Consider the following 21484-nt stretch of genomic DNA (forward strand, 5'->3'; position numbering starts at 1 on the left):
GATCTCGGGAAAACTTGAGGCCATGAGCAGGATTTTCTTCGCACTCGCCCTGATCTGGGCGCTGACTGGTGCTGCTATCGCGCAGGACTTCAGCGCACTTGCACGCGCCCTTCCGGAGCAGAGCCGCATCGTCGATGAGGGCAATACCGGGGTGCGGCTGGACCTTGGCCTCAGCCAGGGTGTGCCATACCGCGTGTTCACATTGCGTGATCCCTACCGGATGGTGCTGGATTTCCAGGAGGTCGATTGGTCTGGTTTGGACCGCGGGACCTTCCTTCAAACTGACCGTATCAGTGGTGTTCAGTACGGAGCCTATGTGCCCGGCTGGTCGCGCCTAGTGCTGGAGCTTGGTGCTCCTTTGGCTGTAGAAACCGCCGATCTGCGGATTGATCAAGCGACGGGTGCTGCACATTTGTCGTTGCATCTGAAAGGGACTGACTTTGACAGTTTCGCGGCCAGCGCGGGTGCTCCGCGCCAGCCAGGGTGGGACCTTCCGGAACCCGCGGTGACACCGGCGATGCCTGGGCGCGTTGATCAACATGTGTTGCTTGTCATGTTGGACCCCGGCCATGGGGGCATCGATCCGGGTGCCGAAGTCGCTGATACCAATGAGAAAACGCTGATGCTGACCTTCGCACGCGAACTGCGCGAGGCGCTGCTGCGTACAGGCGGATACGAAGTGGTGATGACACGCGTCGACGATCAGTTTGTCTCGCTAGAGCGGCGCATTGCTTTGGCGCACAGGGCCGGGGCGGACGTGTTCATCTCGCTGCATGCGGATTCGCTTTCCGAAGGGTTGGCGCATGGGGCTGTCGTCTACACACTGTCAGAAGAGGCCTCGGATGTTGCCAGCCAGAAGCTGGCCGAACGGCATGACCGAGGCGATTTGATCGCAGGTATCGATCTGAGCGGTGCCGACGATCAGGTTGCTGATGTGCTGCTGGATTTGGCCCGGCAAGAGACCAAACCGCGCAGCAAAGCGCTGGCCCGCTCGTTGGTCGATGGTATGGCGCAGCAGGGTGGGCCGATGAATCGCAGACCCCTGCGTTCTGCGTCATTCTCGGTATTGAAGGCCGCAGACATCCCATCTGTGTTGGTCGAGTTGGGGTTCTTGTCCAGCCCGCGTGATTTCAAGAACATCTCTGATCCCGACTGGCGGGCCTCGATGGCGCGCGGGCTAGTGCAGGGGCTTGAGAACTGGCGTCAGGACGATTTGGTGAAACGATCGCTGATTGGTCAATAACGTAGCGGCGCAAAACGGCCATTGTAGCCTTTCGTGTTTTGACCCTGCGGGGGGGCGACACTATATAGGCGTCACCGCGAGTAAAAGGCAGTAACGTGATCCGGTTCATTCTTTCGTTTTTCGGGGCGATTTTCAGCCTCGTGACCTTGGGTATTTTTATGGCCGCGCTGGTCGTTGGCGCGGTGTTCTGGATGTATGGGCGCGACCTGCCCAGTCATGAATCATTGGCGCAATACAAGCCGCCGACCATCAGCCGGATTTACTCGGGCGAAGGACAGCTGATCGACGAATTTGCACAGGAACGCCGTCTGTTCACGCCGTCCGAGGAAATCCCCGATCTGGTGAAACAGGCGTTTATCTCTGCGGAAGACAAGAATTTCTATACCCATCAGGGCTATGACCCGCGCGGTATCATTGCTGCCGGGGTCGAGGCTGTGCGCACCAAGGGCGAAACCGTACGTGGTGCGTCAACGATCACGCAGCAGGTGATGAAGAACTTCCTGCTGTCCGGCGATCGCCGGGCCGAGCGCAAGATCAAGGAAATCATCCTCGCCACCCGGCTTGAGGATACGCTCGACAAAGAACAGATTCTCGAACTCTATATGAACGAGATATTTCTGGGCCAGAACTCTTATGGCGTGACAGCCGCCGCGCAGACCTATTTCAACAAGACCCTGCAAGAGCTGGCACCACACGAAGCGGCGATGCTGGCCGCCATGCCCAAAGCGCCGTCCGATTATCATCCGGTCCGTCAGAAAGAACGCCTGCTCAACCGCCGCAACTATGTGCTGCGCGAAATGCAGCAGAACGGGTATATTGATCAGGCGACCTATGAGACTGAGGTCGAGATGCCCCTGCGCTCGGTCCAAAACGGTGACTTTGAAAGCTTCCGTACTGCATTGCCACCCCGTGATTACTTCACTGACGAAATCCGCCGCCAGCTGAGTGAGGATTTTGGTGAAGGGGAGTTCTTCACTGGCGGCTTTACCGTCCGGGCGTCGGTTGATGAAGAAATGCAGGTCGAAGCGGCGAAAGCCCTGCGCACGGCGCTGCAGAAATACGACCGCTCTCGTGGACGTTGGCGGGGCACGGGCGAGGTCATCGCCGAGGAAAAGCTAGCGGATGAAACGCAATGGCGCGAGGCGCTCGCGATCATGGAAATCCCCCGCGACGTGGTGCTGCCGACGCAATGGTATCCGGCCGTTGTTCTGAATGTCGCCGAGCAATCCCTGACCGTTGGCATCGAAGACGGCCCGGCAGATGGGATTGTCCCGCGAGAAGACATCAAGTGGATGCAGGGTGATTTCGCAGCCAATTTCAAACGCGGCGATGTCATTCTGGTAGTGGCCGGCGAAGATGGGCAGTGGTCTGCCCGTCAGGTGCCAGAAGTGCAGGGCGGCTTTGTCGCGATGGACGTGAATTCGGGCCGTGTTCTCGCGATGCAGGGTGGGTTTTCCTATCAGGACACGGTGTTCAACCGCGCCACGCAAGCGCAGCGGCAGCCTGGGTCCAGCTTCAAGCCATTCGTTTATGCAGCGGCGCTAGACAGCGGATATAGCCCAGCCACAATCGTTGTGGATGCGCCGATCGAGGTGAATACACCGCAGGGCCTTTGGCGTCCCAAGAACTCGACCAACAAGTTCTATGGTCCGACGCCGTTGCGCACCGGGATCGAGATGTCGCGGAACTTGATGACCATCCGCTTGGCGCAAGAGGTCACCATGCCCGTTGTTGCGGGGTATGCCGAACGGTTCGGCGTTTATGACCGTATGGGCGCATTCCTTGCGAACTCGCTGGGGTCCGAAGAAACCACGCTTTATAAAATGGTTGCTGCCTATGCGATGTTCGCCAATGGCGGCGAGCGGGTTGAGCCGACTCTGGTTGACCGTATTCAGGACCGGTTCGGCAAGACCATCTATCGCCATGATGATCGCCAGTGTGTGGACTGTAACTCCAGCTGGCTTGAGCCCGATGAATCGCCCACGATCCTGACCGATCGCAGTCAGGTCATGGATGCCATCACCGCCTATCAGCTGACGTCGATGATGAAAGGCGTGGTGGATCGCGGCACCGCGTCGCGTGTCGTGAACCTGCCCGTGCCCACGGCGGGCAAGACCGGCACAACGAATGAATCCAAGGATGCGTGGTTTATCGGCTTCACCTCAAACATCGTGGCTGGTTGCTACATCGGTTATGACCGCCCGCGCCCGATGGGCCGGGGGGCCTATGGCGGCACGCTGTGTGGCCCTGTGTTCCAGAGCTTCATGGAAAAGGCCGTCGAGAAATACGGCGGAGGCCCCTTCGAAGTGCCTCCTGGCGGTCACTTTATCAAGATCGACCGGTTCAGCGGCGCGCGCCTACCTGAAGATGCCAGCGGAGAATACGTGGTCGCCGAGTATTTCCGTGATGGCGTCGACGGCTTCATCGACCGCATCTATGATGGTGGTTTTGCTATGGGCTCGGATTTGCCGTTGTTTGAAGAGGCCAGCTCGGGCCGTCAGGTAACCACCTCGACGGGTGATACGATCACGGTCGGCCCCAATGCTAGCCAAGGTGAACTGCAGGGCGGTGGGCTTTACTGACCGCCCAAGTTTCACCGCTTAGTCGTCTTGTGGTGACTTGCACCTCTTGCTATCACGCAACCCTGATTGAGCAAGTTGGGACCTGACCATGCGCGCCGAAACCCAGAATATCGTGGCGGAAATCGAAAAGTCGCTGGAGCTGCTGGCGCAGCGTATGGACTATGAAACCGCTCCGCACAGGCTAGAGGAATTCAACGCGCGTGTTGAAGATCCGAACCTGTGGGACAATCCTGAAAACGCGCAAAAACTGATGCGCGAGCGTCAGATGCTGGTCGACGCAATCGAGACCTACGAATCCATCAAAACCGATCTCAGCGATAATATCGAACTGATCGAATTGGGCGAGATGGAAGGGGACGAAGAGGTTGTCACCGACGCTGAGAACGCCATCAAAAGCCTGCAGACCAAAGCCGCCAAGAAAGAGCTTGAGGCGCTGCTGGATGGTGAAGCCGACGGTAATGATACGTTTCTTGAGATCAATTCGGGCGCCGGAGGTACGGAAAGCTGTGACTGGGCTTCGATGCTGGCGCGGATGTACGTGCGTTGGGCCGAGAAAAAGGGTTATACGGTCGAGCTACAATCCGAGACGGCGGGGGAAGAGGCGGGGATCAAATCTGCAGCTTACAAGATCACCGGTCACAACGCCTATGGCTGGTTGAAATCGGAAAGCGGCGTGCACCGGCTGGTGCGCATTTCGCCTTTCGACTCGGCAGCCAAACGGCATACCTCGTTCAGTTCGGTCTGGGTTTATCCGGTGGTGGACGACAATATCGAGATTGAGGTCAATCCTTCGGACATCCGCATCGATACATACCGGTCCTCGGGCGCAGGTGGTCAGCACGTGAACACCACAGATTCGGCAGTACGTATCACGCACATCCCGACTGGGATTGTTGTGACGAGTTCGGAGAAATCGCAGCACCAGAACCGCGATATTGCGATGAAGGCACTGAAATCGCGGCTGTATCAGCAAGAGCTGGATCGCCGGAATGCTGACATTAACGCAGCGCATGAGGCCAAAGGTGATGCGGGTTGGGGTAACCAAATCCGGTCCTACGTGCTGCAGCCCTATCAGATGGTCAAAGATCTGCGAACCAACCATGAAACCTCGGATACCAAGGGCGTACTGGACGGCGATCTTGATGAGTTCATGGCTGCGACGCTGGCGCTGAATGTCTCGGGTAAAAGCCGGTCCGAGGCGCAAGGCGAAGGCTAGTTGCGAAAGCACCTGACCTCTGCTGCAAACCTGATCAAAGGCCACTGGCAATTGATCATCATTGTCGCGTTGGTGTTTGTGTTCTGGAACACGATGCTGGTGCTTCCATTGAAAATCCTGGTTGTTTTTCTGCATGAGCTTTCGCACGCCCTTGCTATCGTTCTGACCGGAGGATCGGTCGAAAGCTTTTCGATCTCACCGCAACAGGGTGGTCTGGTGGTCGGCCGAGGCGGCAACCGGTTTATCAGCCTTTCAGCCGGATATCTGGGCTCATTGATGCTTGGGATGGGGCTGCTGATGATCGCCCTACGCACGAATGCAGATCGGATGGCGCTTGGTCTCTTTGGTGGCGTCATGCTGGTGGTCACTCTGCTGTATATCCGTGACCCGTTTGCCATGGCGTTCTGTGCGTGCAGCGGCGTGGTGATGGTGGCGATCGCCTGGTACCTGAGCCGCAATCTGTGCGATCTGATTTTGCGAGTCATTGGATTGACCAGCATGATCTACGTGCCCTTTGATATCTTCGATGACACCATCCGGCGCTCGGGCTTGAGTTCAGACGCGTACATGCTGGCCGACGAGTTCGGTGGAAGGACAATGATGTGGGGTGGGCTGTGGCTGACAATCAGCCTAGTCATGATCATCTTTGGCCTGAGGAACATGCTTGGCCGCGATAGCAATGTCCGGATCGACGTCAGTATCAGGTAAGCATAACCTTTGCTCACATCCAAAAAAGATACATCTAAACAGTGGCTTTAAATGGTCCGACCACGTCGTTAGGCTGATCGGGAACAGGCAAAGGGCCAACCCACATGGATCTGAACAGAGCCTCTGCAAAGGACATTCTCGATAGCTTGTCCAACCGTCAGCTTTCAGCAGTTGAGTTGATGCGCGCGACACTGGACCGTATTGCTGAGGTGAATGGCCCGGTGAACGCGATTGTCGCGCTCCGAGAGGAAGACGCTTTGATGGAAGAGGCGCGGGCGGCGGATGCGGCCCTCACGCGTGGGTCTCTGCACGGGTTACCGATTGCGGTGAAAGACCTGGTGAATGTGGCGGGGATCGCCTCGACCCAGGGTTCGCCATTGTTCAAGGATCATGTCCCACAAACTGACGATCTGTTGGCCGCCCGGTTGCGCGCAGCCGGAGCGATCCTGATCGGTAAGACCAATACGCCGGAATTCGGACTTGGCTCGCACACGTTCAACCCCGTCTATGGCGCAACCCGCAACCCTTACGATACGGCAAAATCTTGTGGCGGCTCGTCGGGTGGCGCGGCTGTGGCGTTGGCGACGGGCATGCTGTCGCTGGCCGACGGGTCCGACATGATGGGCAGCTTGCGCAACCCTGCGGCATGGAACAACGTCTATGGGTTCAGGCCTACTTGGGGGCGGGTTCCTTCCGAACCAGCTGGCGACAGCTATCTGCACCAGCTTTCAACATTGGGACCGATGGCGCGCAGCCCCGAAGATATCGGGTTTTTGCTCGACGTGATGTCTGGTCCAGACCCAAGAATGCCCCTGAGCGCTGAGGTTGCGGCAGTGTCCCCCATTCAGACCGCCGATCTGACTGGAATGCGTATCGGCTGGCTGGGTGACTGGGGCGGGGCGTTTCCATATGAGCCGGGCATACTTGAGCTTTGCAGAGATGCGTTGCGGGGTTTCGAACGAAACGGCGCGCGGGTTGAGACGCTTGAACCACCCTTTGATGCGGACCTGATCTGGGACAGCTGGATCACATTGCGCTCGTGGAGCGTGGCAACTAGGCTTGAGCCTCTGGCGCGGGATAAAGCCGTACTCAAAGATACAGCGCAATGGGAGTTGGAGCGTGGGCTGTCTTTCAGCGCAATGGATGTGCACCGCGCCAGTGTTATTCGATCAGACTGGCACAGACGCGCGGCAGAGATATTTGCTGATTATGACGCTCTCGTATTGCCAGCTGCGCAGGTCTGGCCATTCGAGATCGAAACACCATACCCAACCAAAATCGAAGGGCAGCGGCTGGATACCTACCATCGCTGGATGCAGGTTGTGACGCCAGTCAGCCTGCTGGGTCTACCCTGTTTGGGAGCTCCAGCCGGGTTTGGGGCCAATGGGTTGCCGATGGGGCTGCAACTATTTGGCCCGCGTGGATCGGATGCGAAAATCTTGTCGATGGGCGCCGCTTATCACGCAGAAACGCACTGGCCACAGAAACGACCCGCCATGTAGAAAGAAACGCCTGGGAGGAGCAAACAGGAATGAATAAACCCTTTGGTGTGCCGACGTTGAAACCGGTCGATACTGCGATGCTGAAACAAGCGCTGCGTCGCGCCTGGCAAGATTTTCGCAGCGCGCCGCTATACGGGCTTCTTTTTGCTGGTTTTTACGTCTTGGCCGGGTGGCTCATGGCCTGGGTTACACTAAAGACCGGTACATCATTCTGGCTGGTTCTGGCCGCAATCGGGTTTCCTTTGATCGGGCCGTTCGCCGCCGTAGGACTGTACGAGGTGTCGCACCGATTGGAGCAGGGCGAACCGTTGAACCCTGCTGCGATATTCGGCGTCGTCGTTCAGCAAAGCCGCAGGCAACTGCCGTCGATTTGCGCGATCATAGTGGTGATATTTCTGTTCTGGTTCTTTCTGGGTCACATGATCTTTGCCCTGTTCATGGGGCTGTCGACGATGACCAACATCTCGACTTCGTTTGAAGTCTTTCTGACCCCCAATGGTTTGGGCATGTTAGCTTTGGGCACATTGGTCGGTGCCGTGTTTGCGATCATTTTGTACATGATCACGGTACTATCGATACCAATGTTGCTGGATCGCGAATTAGACTTCGTGACAGCGATGATCTCAAGCTTTGGTTACGTCAAGGCGAACATGAAAGTGATGCTGGGGTGGGGTGGTTTCATCGCGATTGTTACATTTCTCGCGATGGTGCCCTGGTTCTTGGGTCTGTTTCTGGTTCTGCCGTTGCTTGGACACGCAAGCTGGCATCTCTATCGTTTGATCTCAGATGGTGGAACATCAGAAACTGCTGAACCTGAGAGTGCCTGAACGCGCAATCTCAGGTCAGAGTGCCCTAGCGCGGGTGCGCTGAGCGCTTTGCTTTGCGCGCCAATTTCAACGCAGCAGACAGGTCATGTCCCAAGTGCCGTAGCTCAACCCGTTGGGTGCTCTGGCCTAGCTCGGATCCTTCTGCCAGCCGATAGACATAGCCCAACAATCGGGTGCCGTTCTCTTCGCTTGTCTCAGACAGAACCATCATTCGACGATCTTGCGCGCCTTTTCGTGAAATCAACGCGCAGATCTTTCCATCTGCATAAGACACGATACCCCGAACCTCACGCGTGGCGGGTCTCTCGGATAGCGGGGAATAGGGGTCATAACCACGTAGCAGGGTGCAATTGAAGATCTCACGCACATGGTACAGCCGGTGATGAGGTTGGCTCGCGGCTGTCTGGTCACGCTCAATGGCTTGATAAAAGCCGGTCGCAAACGTCGTATCGACGTTAGCCGAGAGGTAACGATCGATGACATTTACCGCCGGATGCGTGGCGTGGGGCTCGATTTCATCCAGTGGTTTTAGAAGGATACGCGCATCGACATCAAAAAACTGACAAATCCTATCCAAGATATCCGGGCGCGGAAAGCTCTCACCGGCCAGATATCGGTTGAACTGCGTTCGATTGATTCCCAGCTGGCGGCATAGCTCAGACACCGATGGGTATCTTTGTGCAAGCTGCCGAAGGTTCGCGCCAAACATTCTACGTAATTTAGCAGGGCTGCGATTGGTGTCGGTCACGTCAATTCCACGGTTCTGCTTGAGATTCGAAATAACAAGATGACGTCAACACAGTGGCTGCACGTCAGTCAGAAATCGTAAAAATGACAAATGGGGGCGTCGGATGAGGCCCCGCTACGCGGCTCAGGCTAACGTCACGTCATGCAAAATCAATAGCGATTGAGTTTATTTGCATGATCTTTTACGAACTATTGTTCGTGAACTGCGTGGAATGCGGACTAATTTCGGATTATTGTTTAAACTTATTGCGTTGTCAGGTCCTCGGCTGGGCAAGCACAGCCGAGGATGGTGCCAAAAATGTCAGTCGCCACGCAGCAGGGCAGCAACACCGGTCCGGGCGATTTCGATTAGCCCTAGAGGGCGCATCAGGTCAGCAAACGCATCGATCTTGTCTGGCGCGCCGGTGATTTCAAAAATGAATGAATTCAGCGTGCTATCGACCACATTGGCTCGGAAAATATCGGCCAGACGCAACGCCTCGACCCGTTTGTCTCCTTCGCCGACAACCTTGATGATCGCCAGCTCGCGCTCGACCGAGGCGCCTTCAACGGTCAGATCATGGACATCGCGAACCGAGACGATGCGTCCGAGCTGCGCTTTGATCTGTTCGATGACCTGCGGGGTGCCGGTGGTAACAATAGTGATGCGGCTCAGGTGGCCTGTATGATCCACTTCGGCGACCGTGAGGCTTTCGATGTTATAGCCGCGGCCCGAGAACAGTCCGATCACCCGCGCCAGAACGCCTGGTTCGTTTTCAACCAGAACAGCAATTGTATGCTGTTCCTGAACGTCCGAGAAAGTTGGGCGTAGGTTGTAAGCAGAATGGCGAGTTGCGCCTTTTTTGATTTGTAGGGCAGACATTTACGTCCCTTTCATCATCTTTCGATGGCCGGGCACCGAAGCGCCCGACAAAATTCGTCGAATTTTGTTAAACCAGTACCGAGCCTTTGCTATCGATTACGCCCTGCGTTTCGGCCTCGCCCAGCAGCATTTCGTTATGGGCTTTGCCTGATGGGATCATCGGGAAGCAGTTTTCGTGCTTTTCGACTACGCAGTCAAAGATCACAGGGCCGTCATAGTTGATCATCTCCATGATCGCGTCGTCCAGATCAGCTGGGTCGGAACACAGGATACCTTTGGCACCAAAGGCCTCGGCGAGTTTGACGAAATCAGGCAGTGCTTCGGACCAGCTGTGCGAATAGCGTTCGCCATGCAGCAGCTCCTGCCATTGGCGCACCATGCCAAGGCGTTCATTGTTCAGGATAAACTGCTTCACCGGCAAGCGGTACTGTGCTGCGGTGCCCATTTCCTGCATGTTCATCAACCACGACGCTTCACCTGCCACGTTGATGACCAGCGCATCGGGATGCGCCATCTGCACACCGATCGAGGCGGGGAAACCATAGCCCATTGTGCCCAGACCACCCGATGTCATCCAGCGGTTTGGATCTTCAAAGCCGAGATACTGAGCCGCCCACATCTGGTGTTGTCCAACCTCAGTCGTGACGTATCGATCGTGGTTCTTTGTCAGCTCTTCAAGCCGTTGCAGCGCGTATTGCGGCTTGATGGTTTTCTCGCTGTTGGTGAAGGCAAGGCAGTTAACTTTGCGCCACTCGTTGATCTGTTCCTGCCACTGTTTGATATTGGCGGCATCTGTTTTGCGACCGCGTGCCTTCCAGACTTTCAGAATATCCTCAAGCACATGGGCAACATCGCCAACGATTGGGATGTCCACACGAATAACCTTGTTGATCGAGGATGGGTCGATATCCACATGAGCCTTGGTCGAATTTGGCGAGAACGCATCGATACGGCCGGTGATACGGTCGTCAAAGCGCGCGCCGATATTGATCATCAGATCGCAATCATGCATCGCCATGTTGGCCTCGTAGAGCCCATGCATCCCCAGCATACCGATCCAGTTTTCACCCGAGGCCGGATAAGCCCCAAGCCCCATCAGGGTCGAGGTGATCGGGAAGCCGGTTGCGTCTACAAGCTCGCGCAACAGCTGGCTGGCTGCAGGGCCCGAATTGATGACACCGCCGCCAGTGTAGAAGACCGGTTTCTTCGCGGTCTCAATTGCCGCAACCAGTTCAGTGATTTCTTCCAGATCGCCCTTCAATACTGGCTGATAGTGGGAGGTTGACGGTTTTGGCGTCGTGTATTCACCCGAGGCAAACTGAACGTCTTTCGGAATGTCGACCAGCACGGGGCCGGGACGACCCGCGGTTGCCACGTGGAAGGCTTCATGCATTGTTGCCGCCAGCGAGTCCGTATCCTTCACCAGCCAGTTGTGCTTGGTGCAGGGGCGGGTGATGCCTACGGTGTCCGCTTCCTGAAAGGCATCAGAGCCAATCATAAAGGTCGGAACCTGACCGGTCAGAACAACGATCGGAATCGAATCCAGCAACGCATCGGTCAGGCCGGTCACCGCATTTGTCGCACCGGGACCGGATGTGACCAAGGCAACGCCCGGCTTGCCGGTTGAGCGGGCATAGCCTTCAGCGGCATGTACCGCACCCTGCTCATGCCGTACCAGAATGTGGCGAATGTCGTTTTGCAGAAAAATCTCATCATAGATCGGTAGGACGGCGCCACCGGGGTATCCGAAAACTGTGTCCACGCCCTGATCCTTGAGGGCCTGAACTACCATCTTTGCGCCGGTCATCTCACGTGTCATCTGCTTTGCTCCGTTCGCGACATGTGTCTTGCGTGTTGCCAAAAAAAAGCCCCCGAGATTTTCGGAGGCGCATGGGTTCGATTATGGTTTACCGTTACCGGCCCATGCGCGTGTTTCCTACGATTACGACTAGCGCTTTCATCGCCAGAGGCTCCTTCTTTGCGTGCAGGGACATTATGTTTGAGGGGAAGGGGCGTCAACAGGCAAATACAAAAATATTGTAAGTCAGTGTTCATATTTTTTGTTACTTTATTGCGCAAAATGACGCAGCTCGAGAAACATCCGTGAAATTTGGGTGAAATTTTGAGTGCATGACCTTGCGTTAGGCTGGTCTGATTGCGTCAGGTCCATGTCTGAAACAGACCAGAGCAACCCCCGATGCTGAGGCAGGCTGATGAAAACAGCACTACATCGGGAGGTCAGACATGTTGCACGATCTTGTAGATTTAGGGCGATATCCGATCGATCGGCCTGACTCCTATGGATATAGGCAGTTGATCGCGGACCTGCGGCGGGATCTGGATGCTGATGGATGTGCAGTCCTGCCGTCCTTTGTGCATGAAGAGGGATTGGAAAGACTGATTGCCGAGGCCGACGAGGTCGCTCCCAAGGCGCATCGGTCATTCAATCGCACGAACGCCTATTTCACTCAGGACGACCCGAGCTTTGGTATCGGGCATCCGATCCGACGGTTTTTCGACCGGTCCAATGCCTTTGTGCCTGCGGATAATTTTATAGCCACAAGCCCTTTGCGGCGTATTTATGAGTATGAAGGTTTCATGCCCTTCATCCGCGAGGCGCTGAACGAGCCAGAGGATCGGTTCTTTAGATATGACGATCCGTTGGCGGACGTGATCATCAATGTTGTCGAGAAGGGAGGCGGCTTCCCGTGGCACTTCGACACCAATAATTACACTGTGACGCTAGCAATTCAGAATGGCGAAGCAGGCGGCGCGTTCGAATACGCACCCAACCTACGAACCGGTGAAGACGAAAATTTCAAAGGCGTCGCTGCGATTTTAGATGGCAGCAGGAGGGGTGTGCACCAACTGGAACTGCAACCAGGAGACCTGCAGATTTTCAAAGGGCGTTATGCCTTGCACCGGGTTGCTCCGGTCGAAGGTGATCGCAAACGCTATGTCGGAATTTTTTCATTTGTAGAAACTGAAGGGATGTGCGGCGGGGTTGAGCGTACACGGCAACTTTATGGTCGGGTTTTGCCCCATCATTACGCGCGTGCTGGGCTTCGGGATGACGAATTGCTGGATTGAGTTAAGCGAGAGGCTAGACTGGCCACTATATTATCTGCGGAGAAACCATTAATGTCGCAAATACTGCAACTCACACCATTTGTTCTTTGTTCGTCTTTGGAAGCGCAGATTGAGTTTTATTGCAAGAAGCTGCGATTTACGTGCAATTTCAGGCAGGAGAACTATGCGTTTCTAAGGTTGGATCAAGTTGCCATTCGTTTATTGGAATGCCCGCCGCGATCGGATGGTAAACCATTGGGTGATAACCAATCCTTCTATATTGATGTCGACGGAATTGATGAGCTTTATGAAGAGATGAAAGGGCGGCTGGCCGAATTGCCAGAAGGCCGCGTGCGCCCGCCTTTCGATCAGCCCTATCAACAGCGCGAATTTCATGTGATCGACGAAGATGGAACGCTGATCTTCTTTGGTCAGGACATTCGCCCCAGGTAACCGGACAAAGCTCCCGCCCGTTATCAACGCGCCATTCAGCGCGCCTTTTCCGGTTGGGTCGGGCAGCGCGTATAGCGCTGCGGTCAGAGCCCCGGGCTGGTGCCCTGCAGAACGCCGTGTTCCAGCGCATAGCGGGTCAGACCGGCAGTCGAAGAGATCCCCAGTTTACGTTTGATATTCTTACGGTGGGTTTCGACCGTGCGGACAGAAATATCCAGAGACTGCGCGACTTCTTTGTTAGATTTACCCTGCGCGAGCTCCAGCAAGATGGTCTGTTCGCGCCCGGTTAGCGCTTCACGCGTGTCACCCTCTTTCGGTTCCAAAGAACCTCTGGCACCGGTGCAGAGATAGCGCTCGCCACGCATCACCGCGTCGATAGCTTGCTTGATTTCTTCGGTCGGAACGTCCTTGAGGATATAGCCCTTGGCTCCGTGACTGAGCGCCGTCGAGATATATTCGGGACTGTCGTGCATTGATAGGATCAGAATGCGGGTTTCAGGAAGGCGTTCCAAGATAATCTCAGTGGCGTTGAGCCCGCTGAGGCCGGGCATGTTGAGATCCATCAGGATCACGTCTGGTTCGAGCTGGGTCGCCTGATCAACCGCCTCTTGCCCGTTTGAGAGCGTGCCAACCACGTCTATTTCATCAAAGCTTTCCAGTAGTGACTGAATGCCTTCAGCGACCATGGGATGATCGTCGACTATAAGTACACGGGTGGTCGTGTCGGACATCAGAGACCGGCCTTTCGTTTTGGCGTTGGATCTTCCTGCGGCGGCAGCATATGGCTGAGTGGCAGGCTGACTTCAATCACAGTGCCGCTTTGTCCGCCGCGAGAGGAGAGGATACGCAGGCTGCCGTCAAGCTGCTCAATCCGCTCTTGCATGTTGCGCAATCCGATCCCGGCGCTGACTTGACCGGGTTCGCTACGCAATCCGCGGCCATTGTCGGTGATCCGCATCGTGGCGCCTTTCTTATGACCCCGCAGATCTATGGTAACACGTGTCGCGCCCGAGTGGCGCTCGATATTGGTCAGGGCTTCCTGTGCAATCCTATAAAGGGCGATCTTGCTGTCCTGATCCAGCCGGTTACGGAACACGACTGTCGAAAACTCGGTCTCGATCCCGGTGCGTTCGCTGAAGTCGTCTGTTAGTGCTTTTAGGGCAGGCCCAAGACCTAGATCGTCCAGAACGCCGGGGCGCAGATCGCGGCTAATACGGCGGACTTCGGTGATGGCGGTGGCCAGATTATCGATACCTGTTTGCAGCGGAGCTTGCGCGGCTGCGTCGTCTCCGCGGCCCAACCGTCGACGGGCATTGTCCAGCGCATAACGGACGCCGACCAGTATTTGGCTGATGCCATCGTGCAATTCACGGGCAACGCGCCCGCGCTCTTCCTCTTGGGTATCAAGCACGCGCTGGGTCAGTTCCTTGAGTTTGGCGTCAGCCAGCCTGCGTTCGCGGAAATTCAGCAACATTCCGGATGCAAAGACGATCAGTACGGCTGCAAGAACGATTCCCCCGATATAAAGGAATGTGCGCTGCACGCGCGCCTCGACCTCGGCGCGGGCGTTGGCCACGGTGGCGACGATATCGTCGATGAAAACGCCGGTGCCGACGACCCAGCGCCAATCCTGCAAGCCAACCACATAGGCGATCATCTGCGCCTCTTCCCCGGTTGAAGGTTTTTGCCACATAAAGCTGTGCCATCCTGCGCCTTGGCGGGCGAGGCTTATGAACTCATCCACAATGGGCGTGCCATCACTATCCGTTAGGCCAACCCAGTTGCGGTTGATAAACTCGGTCTGGCGCGGGCTGACCAGATTGTTGCCGTCATAATCGTAGACGAAGAAGAACCCGTCTTTGCCGTAGATCATCGCCGACAGGATTTGCGTGACCAGGTTCTTTGCCACCTCGTCATCGGGCGAGGCGCGACCGTAGATATAGGCAAACCCGTTGCGCGCTTGTGTGACGTAGTTGCGCAGTTCGTCCTTCTTGGCTTCGATCAGGCGGCGTTCAAGCGCTTGGATCTCGCTTTCAGCGGTTGCGCGGGATTCATATGCGACCACCAAGGCGATCGCAGCCACCGCCGCGATCAATGGGATGGCTGCGACCAGCGACAATTTCTGCGCGTAGGTCAGCGAGATGAGATTCCGGAAACCTCTCATGATCGAATCGATACGCAAGCCGCAGCGAAATTGCAAAAAGATTGGTTGATCAGTGACCTCAGGCAACGCGATTTAGCGCTGGGCACGCGAAATCAGCCCGAATTGCGCCCTCAAATCCAAAAAAAAACTGACTGGCTACGTAGTAGTAGGTATTCACATTCATGTGTGCGGAACTAGGCTAACGCGCACTGGAAACGATCGACCCGGCATCACCCGGGGAATGAATATGAAGGGGAGGATCACTCATATGGATCGTCGTAAGTTTCTAAAAACATCAGCACTGGGCGGCTCGGCCGCTGCAGCCACCACGCTGGCAGCGCCCGCCTACGCGCAGGGCAAGCGCACGCTGACCATGGTTACCTCATGGGGCCGTGGCCTTGCAGGTGTATTTGACAGCGCACAGCGCTGCGCCGACAGCATCACCACCATGTCGGATGGCGACCTGAACGTTGAAATCAAAGCAGCCGGTGAACTGGTTGGTGCTTTCGAAGTATTTGACGCGGTATCGTCCGGTCAGGCTGATATGTACCACGCGGCAGACTACTACTTTGTGGGTCAGCACCCGGGCTATGCGTTCTTCACCGCTGTTCCGTTCGGCATGACTGCGCAGGAACTGGTAAACTGGTACTACCATGCCGGCGGCATGGAGCTGCATGATGAGCTGGGCGAAATCTTCGGCCTGAAATCCTTCCTGGCCGGTAATACTGGCGCGCAGGCAGGTGGCTGGTACTCGAAAGAGATCAACAGCCCCGAAGACTTTAACGGCCTGAAATTCCGTATGCCGGGTCTGGGCGGTAAGGCACTGGGTAAACTAGGCGCATCCGTTCAAAACATTCCGGGTTCGGAAGTGTATCAGGCGCTGTCGTCCGGTGCGATTGACGGAACCGAGTGGATCGGTCCTTGGGCTGACGAAAAAGCGGGCTTCCAGGAAATCACCAAGACCTACTACACTGCGGGCTTCCATGAGCCGGGTGCGGGTCTGTCGTTGGCCACTAACCGCGAGGTTTATGACAGCCTGTCCGCTGCGCAGCAGAAGATCATCGAGATCGCAGCAGCCGAATGCCACCAGTGGAACCTGGCACAATTCCTGGCCAATAATGGTGCCGCGCTGGCGCGCCTGCAAGCCGGTGGCGTCAAGGTCATGGAATTCCCTGACAGTGTTTGGGACGCATTTGGTGCAGCCAGCCAGGAAGTTCTGGACGAGAACATGGGTGACGAGCTGTTCAAGCGCATCCACGACAGCGCCATGGCGTCGATGGCTGAGTCCTCGGCATGGAACAACCTGTCGTCGGGTGTTTACACCGCACAGCGCGACCGCGTTCGCGGCTAAGTAAACCGCTCAATGCAATCGGTTCCCCCGTATAGGCGGGGGAGCCTTTCCCGTTGCACATAAGCGGTTCGGACATGCCGCAATAATCAAACGTGCAACCGATACGACCTGGGGACAACATGCAGGACGAAAACGGTATCTCGTTCTTCGGCGCCCTGTGGAATGGACTGACATGGTTCATTCAGAACATTGCCGAAGCCTTCTATAATTTCGGATACGCCATCACGCATCCGCAGCTCTGGCTGAACTGGTCGGACAAAGAAGCGATCATGCGCTTTGTCTATTACGGCGGGTCTGTCGAGTTCTTCTTCGTGATCTTCGCGCTGTTTCTGGTGCTGACGGCCATAGGGCTCTACTACCGGAACTTTATGTGGGGGATGGTGCGCGGGCTCGAGGGTTTTGCCAACACCACGGGCCGTTTCTTTGCCTGGGCGGGACTGCTGATGGTGATCCAGCAGATCGTGATCGTATTCATGCAGCGGGTGTTCACGCGGCCAGATATGTCCTTTGGTTTGGGCATCCCTTTTCAGATGGATATCAGTTGGTTCGCCGAAGAACTTAAACTTTATAACGCGATGGTTGTCTGCCTGTGCTGCACCTACACATTCGTCCAAGGCGGTCACGTCCGCGTTGACCTGATTTATGCAGGTATCAGCCACAAGGCCAAACGCGTCGTTGATATGTGTGGGGCGGTTCTGTTCATGATGCCCATGGCCGTGCTGACCTGGATGTATGGCTGGTATTTCATGTGGCGGCACCTGATCGTGCCGAAACCCTCGGCCAGTGATACGCTGGACCGGCTGCTGGCCAAGTCCCGCGCATTGCGCTGGAACGTTGAAACCATCGGGTTCAGCCCGAACGGGTTTAACGCCTACTTCCTGTTCAAAATCCTGCTGGTGGCCTTTGCCGCCATGGTGTTCCTGCACGCGATTGCGTTCCTGTATCGCTCGTATCTGGAATACGTGGAAGGGCCGGAAAGTGAAGGAAAATACCTCGACAAGGACAGCCTTGGCGAGGGTGAAGAAGCCTACGAAGGCGCGCATTAGGGACGGAGAACCAGACAATGCTATTCGGACTTGATGGCGTCGAGATAGGCCTCATTATCGTATTCTTCTGCCTCTTCGGGGGCATCCTTTCGGGTTTCCCCGTGGCCTTTGCCATCGGCGGGGCCGGGGTGATTTCCTTCGGGATCATCGCCGCATTGGACAGCGCCGGGCTGTTGATCCACCAAGCGATCGACACTGGTTCGCAAGCCTACCGTGACGTGGTGAATTCGGGTGTCAAACCTGACGTGATATCCGTGTTCCGATACCCGGATTTGCCAAGGATCGCCGAGCCGGTCTTTGTACAAGGCTGGGAAACCGCGCTGGACCGGAACGTCTCTTTCATCGTGAACCGTATGAACGAACGTGTTCTGGCCGGGCAATCGATTGAAACCCTGCTAGCGGTGTTGATGTTCGTCCTGATGGGCATCACGCTGGAGCGCTCCAAGATCGCAAACGACCTGCTGACCACGATGGCGCGCGTCTTCGGGCCCTTGCCCGGTGGCCTTGCGGTCTCGATTGTGGTCGTGGGTGCATTCCTTGCGGCTTCGACCGGTATCGTGGGCGCGACTGTGGTGACCATGGGCTTGTTGGCCCTGCCCACCATGCTGCGGAACAACTATTCGCCGGAACTGGCGACGGGTGTGATCGCGGCCTCGGGTACGCTGGGGCAGATCATTCCACCGTCCATCGTGATCGTTCTGCTGGGGACGCTGGCGGGTGACCTCTATTCCACCGCACAGGAAACGCGCGCGGTCGAGGCCGGGTGTACCGATGCGCTGACCTATCTGGGCGAGCCTGCGGTCGTTTCGGTGGGCACCTTGTTCCAGGCGGCGCTGCTGCCAGGGATCATGCTGGCGCTGCTATATGCGCTCTATGCCTTTGGTTATGCACTGTTGAACCCGGAAAAGGCCCCTGCGGTTGAACTGTCGGGCGGTTCGGGTGAAACCATCACGCGCTCAGAAGGTCTGACTTGGCTGCTGGGTGCTCCGGTTGCTCTGATCGTTGGCGCTGTACTGCTGGGCAGTGCGGGCGTGATCGGAAGCCAGAATGTCTCAGTCTCGGCATTCTCGGATATCGGGCAGGGCGCATCACTGCGCACAAACGTCTCGGAAGAGTGTCAGGCTTCGATGATCGAACTGCATGGTCAATCCGCCTGGGATCAGGCGGTGGCCGAGCAGGAAGCGATCGATGAGGCAGGAGGTGCGGCTGAATCCCAACGTCTGAGCGAAGAGGAACTTGCGGCTGCACAAGAGGCCAAGATCGCTGCCGCTGCACCAATAGGAAACGGTGTTGCCGTTATTGTGGTTCTGCTGGGGCTCACGTTGGTACTGGGACGCGGGATTGCTCCATCGCGGTCGCCGCAACCTCTGATCGTCGGGGCTATCGGCTTATTGCTGATGCTGCTGGTCGATGTGCTGCTGATTGCGCCGACAACGTCGTCCGGGGCGACGTTCTTGTTGCTGGCGATACCCTTCGTGTTTGCCATGTATGGCTGCAAAGAGGCGGCCGCACGATGCGCCACTAATGATCTGATCAGGGTGGTGTTCCCGCCGCTGGTCCTGATCATCGCGGTGCTGGGATCGATCCTTGGCGGTGTCACCAACCCCACGCCCGCAGCGGCACTGGGGGCGGGTGGGGCTATCATGCTGGCGGCCTATCGCAAGCTGCAGGATCAGGGTAGGTCGGGCAAGGTGATCATATGGTCGACCTTTGCAGTGATCATTGCGCTGCTGATGGGCGTGAACTTTGATCTGCGTATCAATCAGGGCGGTGTCACGGTCGAAAGCTGGATTGCCTTCATCATTGCCTATTCCGCTTATCTTTACGCGCTGTTCGGGCTGTTGTTCGCATGTTGGGTGCTGTTCTCGAGCGGGGTTCTGACACCTGTAGTGCGCGAGACGGCTAAGGTGACCTCGATGGTCTTTACCATCCTGATCGGATCGCAACTGCTGAACCTGGTGGTGATCTCGTTCGGAGGCGAGCACTATATCCAGCAATTCCTCAAGAGCTTCGACAATGAATTCACAGTCTTCCTGATTGTGATGCTGGTGTTGTTTTTCCTGGGCTTCGTTCTGGATTTCCTTGAGATCATTTACATCGTGATCCCAATCGTGGGACCGGTGATCTATGGCGGGTCATTCGATCCGAAATGGGTGACGATCATGGTTGCGGTGAACCTTCAGACCTCGTTCCTGACGCCACCTTTCGGGTTTGCGCTGTTCTATCTACGCGGGGTTGCGCCCAAAGAGGTCACAACCGGCCACATCTATCGTGGCATCATACCGTTTGTGATCATTCAGGTGGTGGGTATCGCGATCTTGTGGTTCTTCCCCTCGATCGTCACCATTGTGCCCGATCTGATACCAAGCTGATTGAGGCGATTTATATCCAAGGGAAAGGGGGCTTCGATGCCCCCTTTGCTTTACGCAACTGCGAAGGGGATCAGGTGAACTGGATCAGGTCCCAGCGATTGCCGAAGGGGTCACGCCAGACCGCTACGGTACCGTAGGGTTCGTAGCGAGGCGGTTCTTCAAAATGAACGCCGTTGACGCGCATGTTTTCGTAGTCCCGATTGAAATCATCTGTTTCAAGGAAGAAGCCGACGCGGCCCCCTGTCTGGTTCCCGATGCACGAGCGCTGGACGCCATTTGCAGCTTTGGCAAGCAAAAGCGTACCCCCAGATGATCCCGGAGGCGCGACGCGCACCCAGCGTTTGCCACCACCCAGATCAATATCCTGGAGCAGCGAGAAGCTCAGCACATTGGTGTAGAACGCAATCGCATCATCGTAATCCGGCACTACAAGAGTGACCGCGTGAAGGCTCTGCCTCATTGCAGGTTAGCCTTTCGTCGGATGTCTGTCAGGCAGTTGGATATTGGCCACCTGCTCGGCAATGGGGGCCGATGACAGAGGGTGGTGCGCTGTCTGGGCGTATTGTTCCGGGTCTTCAATCTGCTTCCATTCGCCTCGAATATAGGCCTGAAGCCCCGAAAATTTGGCTTTATAGTCCATCTTCGGACTGCCGGGGACCCAATATCCCAGATAGATGTAAGGCAATCCTGCCTCGCGCGCGATCTCAATATGGTCGAGGATCATATACGTACCCAGAGAGTGTTGCTGAAACTGTGGATCGTAGAATGAGTAGACCATGCTCAACCCGTCATCCAGCACATCGGTCAGACTGACTGCGATCAATTCGTCTGTATCGGGATCGGCATACTCCACTACGCGGCTGCGAATCGGGGTTTCCTCGATCATCGCGGCAAATTCAAACACATCCATATCGGCCATACCGCCATCAGCATGGCGAGCATCGAGATAGCGCCGGAATAGGTCGAATTGCTCATCCGTGGCCCACGGCGATGTGGCACGCCGAGTCAGGTAGGAATTGCGCCGACAGGCCCGTTTCTGGCTTTTGCTGAGGCGAAAGTTTGAAACATCGATGCGCGCTGACAGGCAGGCGGCGCAATCGGTGCAGGACGGACGATAAAGCACATTCTGCGAACGGCGAAATCCTTGTTGCGACAAGCAATTATTCAGCTGGTCCGCGCCTTCTCCCTGAAGGGCGGTGAACAGTTTGCGCTCCATTCTACCCTCAAGATAAGGGCAGGGTTGGGGTGCTGTCACATAGAATTGTGGCGCGATTGGCAGCGTGTGTCGCATGAAGGTCCCGCATTTCCTCGGGACCGATGATAGCAACGGTTTTTGGTGCCGCCAAGTGTTTCACTCAGGTGT

At 56.3% G+C, this 21484-nt stretch carries 18 protein-coding genes; 11 read left to right on the forward strand and 7 right to left on the reverse strand.

Going from position 1 to position 21484, the window contains the following annotated elements; all coding sequences use genetic code 11:
• Positions 1–22 precede the first annotated feature (22 nt).
• The 6 genes from ACR3EJ_RS11210 (at position 23) to ACR3EJ_RS11235 (ending at position 8078) form a co-directional block, all read left to right on the forward strand.
• A complete protein-coding gene (locus ACR3EJ_RS11210) occupies positions 23–1243 on the forward strand; it encodes an N-acetylmuramoyl-L-alanine amidase (RefSeq protein WP_170540503.1) in 1221 nt (406 codons plus the stop codon).
• A 95-nt stretch (positions 1244–1338) separates the two neighbouring features.
• Positions 1339–3825 carry a penicillin-binding protein 1A gene (locus ACR3EJ_RS11215; protein ID WP_170540500.1) on the forward strand — a complete coding sequence of 829 codons (2487 nt, stop codon included), beginning with the start codon at positions 1339–1341 and terminating at the stop codon, positions 3823–3825.
• Positions 3826–3913: 88 nt separating this feature from the next.
• Complete coding sequence (gene prfB, locus ACR3EJ_RS11220; RefSeq protein WP_170540497.1) at positions 3914–5041, forward strand: peptide chain release factor 2; 1128 nt, start codon at positions 3914–3916, stop codon at positions 5039–5041.
• Positions 5042–5749 carry a M50 family metallopeptidase gene (locus ACR3EJ_RS11225; protein ID WP_170540494.1) on the forward strand — a complete coding sequence of 236 codons (708 nt, stop codon included), beginning with the start codon at positions 5042–5044 and terminating at the stop codon, positions 5747–5749. It begins immediately after the preceding gene.
• A 104-nt stretch (positions 5750–5853) separates the two neighbouring features.
• A complete protein-coding gene (locus tag ACR3EJ_RS11230; protein ID WP_170540490.1) occupies positions 5854–7251 on the forward strand; it encodes an amidase in 1398 nt (465 codons plus the stop codon).
• Between the two features lie 29 nt (positions 7252–7280).
• Positions 7281–8078, forward strand: a complete 798-nt coding sequence (locus tag ACR3EJ_RS11235) for a DUF2189 domain-containing protein (protein ID WP_010442154.1) — start codon at positions 7281–7283, stop codon at positions 8076–8078.
• A gap of 25 nt (positions 8079–8103) precedes the next feature.
• Here ACR3EJ_RS11235 and ACR3EJ_RS11240 read toward each other — a convergent pair whose 3' ends face one another.
• From ACR3EJ_RS11240 to ACR3EJ_RS11250, 3 genes are all read right to left on the reverse strand, one after another.
• The gene (locus ACR3EJ_RS11240; RefSeq protein ID WP_480422940.1) at positions 8104–8742 is read right to left on the reverse strand and encodes a helix-turn-helix domain-containing protein; all 639 of its coding nucleotides are present in this window, start codon (positions 8740–8742) and stop codon (positions 8104–8106) included.
• A gap of 384 nt (positions 8743–9126) precedes the next feature.
• Positions 9127–9687 (reverse strand): acetolactate synthase small subunit, encoded by a 561-nt coding sequence (gene ilvN, locus ACR3EJ_RS11245; protein ID WP_010442156.1) that lies wholly within the window; start codon positions 9685–9687, stop codon positions 9127–9129.
• Positions 9688–9754: 67 nt separating this feature from the next.
• Positions 9755–11506: an acetolactate synthase 3 large subunit gene (locus tag ACR3EJ_RS11250; protein WP_170540487.1), complete on the reverse strand. Its 1752-nt coding sequence runs from the start codon at positions 11504–11506 to the stop codon at positions 9755–9757.
• A 425-nt stretch (positions 11507–11931) separates the two neighbouring features.
• Between ACR3EJ_RS11250 and ACR3EJ_RS11255 the strand changes: the two genes are divergently transcribed.
• Positions 11932–12777, forward strand: a complete 846-nt coding sequence (locus tag ACR3EJ_RS11255; protein ID WP_170540484.1) for a HalD/BesD family halogenase — start codon at positions 11932–11934, stop codon at positions 12775–12777.
• Between the two features lie 51 nt (positions 12778–12828).
• Entirely contained in the window at positions 12829–13209 is a 381-nt protein-coding gene (locus ACR3EJ_RS11260; RefSeq protein ID WP_170540482.1) for a bleomycin resistance protein, read from the forward strand.
• An 83-nt stretch (positions 13210–13292) separates the two neighbouring features.
• On the opposite strand, the gene ACR3EJ_RS11265 is transcribed toward ACR3EJ_RS11260, so the two are convergent.
• On the reverse strand, positions 13293–13940 hold the full coding sequence (locus ACR3EJ_RS11265; RefSeq protein ID WP_010442161.1) for a response regulator transcription factor: 648 nt from the start codon (positions 13938–13940) through the stop codon (positions 13293–13295).
• Positions 13940–15373, reverse strand: a complete 1434-nt coding sequence (locus tag ACR3EJ_RS11270; protein WP_029622026.1) for a cache domain-containing protein — start codon at positions 15371–15373, stop codon at positions 13940–13942. Before ACR3EJ_RS11270 ends, ACR3EJ_RS11265 begins: the two co-directional genes overlap by 1 nt.
• Before the next feature lie 247 nt (positions 15374–15620).
• Here ACR3EJ_RS11270 and ACR3EJ_RS11275 point away from each other — a divergent pair, with 247 nt between their 5' ends.
• The 3 genes from ACR3EJ_RS11275 (at position 15621) to ACR3EJ_RS11285 (ending at position 20121) form a co-directional block, all read left to right on the forward strand.
• Positions 15621–16703 carry a TRAP transporter substrate-binding protein gene (locus ACR3EJ_RS11275; protein WP_170473331.1) on the forward strand — a complete coding sequence of 361 codons (1083 nt, stop codon included), beginning with the start codon at positions 15621–15623 and terminating at the stop codon, positions 16701–16703.
• Positions 16704–16822: 119 nt separating this feature from the next.
• Positions 16823–17749 carry a TRAP transporter small permease subunit gene (locus ACR3EJ_RS11280; protein WP_170540479.1) on the forward strand — a complete coding sequence of 309 codons (927 nt, stop codon included), beginning with the start codon at positions 16823–16825 and terminating at the stop codon, positions 17747–17749.
• Between the two features lie 17 nt (positions 17750–17766).
• Positions 17767–20121, forward strand: coding sequence for a TRAP transporter large permease subunit (locus ACR3EJ_RS11285; protein WP_170540476.1), 2355 nt, complete (start codon positions 17767–17769; stop codon positions 20119–20121).
• Positions 20122–20191: 70 nt separating this feature from the next.
• Here the strand turns inward: ACR3EJ_RS11285 and ACR3EJ_RS11290 are convergent, their stop codons facing one another.
• The gene (locus ACR3EJ_RS11290; protein ID WP_170540473.1) at positions 20192–20581 is read right to left on the reverse strand and encodes a VOC family protein; all 390 of its coding nucleotides are present in this window, start codon (positions 20579–20581) and stop codon (positions 20192–20194) included.
• Positions 20582–20587: 6 nt separating this feature from the next.
• Positions 20588–21412 (reverse strand): arginyltransferase, encoded by an 825-nt coding sequence (locus ACR3EJ_RS11295; protein ID WP_170472143.1) that lies wholly within the window; start codon positions 21410–21412, stop codon positions 20588–20590.
• Positions 21413–21484 lie beyond the last annotated feature (72 nt).

This window comes from Ruegeria sp. AB11 (assembly GCF_056536325.1).

Coding starts and splice junctions, on each gene's coding strand:
- ACR3EJ_RS11290 (WP_170540473.1), bottom strand. CDS start 20,581: ATGAGGCAGAGCCTTCACGCGGTCACTCTTGTAGTGCCGGATTACGAT.
- ACR3EJ_RS11250 (WP_170540487.1), bottom strand. CDS start 11,506: ATGACACGTGAGATGACCGGCGCAAAGATGGTAGTTCAGGCCCTCAAG.
- ACR3EJ_RS11255 (WP_170540484.1), top strand. CDS start 11,932: ATGTTGCACGATCTTGTAGATTTAGGGCGATATCCGATCGATCGGCCT.
- ilvN (WP_010442156.1), bottom strand. CDS start 9,687: ATGTCTGCCCTACAAATCAAAAAAGGCGCAACTCGCCATTCTGCTTAC.
- ACR3EJ_RS11275 (WP_170473331.1), top strand. CDS start 15,621: ATGGATCGTCGTAAGTTTCTAAAAACATCAGCACTGGGCGGCTCGGCC.
- prfB (WP_170540497.1), top strand. CDS start 3,914: ATGCGCGCCGAAACCCAGAATATCGTGGCGGAAATCGAAAAGTCGCTG.
- ACR3EJ_RS11280 (WP_170540479.1), top strand. CDS start 16,823: ATGCAGGACGAAAACGGTATCTCGTTCTTCGGCGCCCTGTGGAATGGA.
- ACR3EJ_RS11230 (WP_170540490.1), top strand. CDS start 5,854: ATGGATCTGAACAGAGCCTCTGCAAAGGACATTCTCGATAGCTTGTCC.
- ACR3EJ_RS11285 (WP_170540476.1), top strand. CDS start 17,767: ATGCTATTCGGACTTGATGGCGTCGAGATAGGCCTCATTATCGTATTC.
- ACR3EJ_RS11270 (WP_029622026.1), bottom strand. CDS start 15,373: ATGAGAGGTTTCCGGAATCTCATCTCGCTGACCTACGCGCAGAAATTG.
- ACR3EJ_RS11210 (WP_170540503.1), top strand. CDS start 23: ATGAGCAGGATTTTCTTCGCACTCGCCCTGATCTGGGCGCTGACTGGT.
- ACR3EJ_RS11295 (WP_170472143.1), bottom strand. CDS start 21,412: ATGCGACACACGCTGCCAATCGCGCCACAATTCTATGTGACAGCACCC.
- ACR3EJ_RS11260 (WP_170540482.1), top strand. CDS start 12,829: ATGTCGCAAATACTGCAACTCACACCATTTGTTCTTTGTTCGTCTTTG.
- ACR3EJ_RS11235 (WP_010442154.1), top strand. CDS start 7,281: ATGAATAAACCCTTTGGTGTGCCGACGTTGAAACCGGTCGATACTGCG.
- ACR3EJ_RS11265 (WP_010442161.1), bottom strand. CDS start 13,940: ATGTCCGACACGACCACCCGTGTACTTATAGTCGACGATCATCCCATG.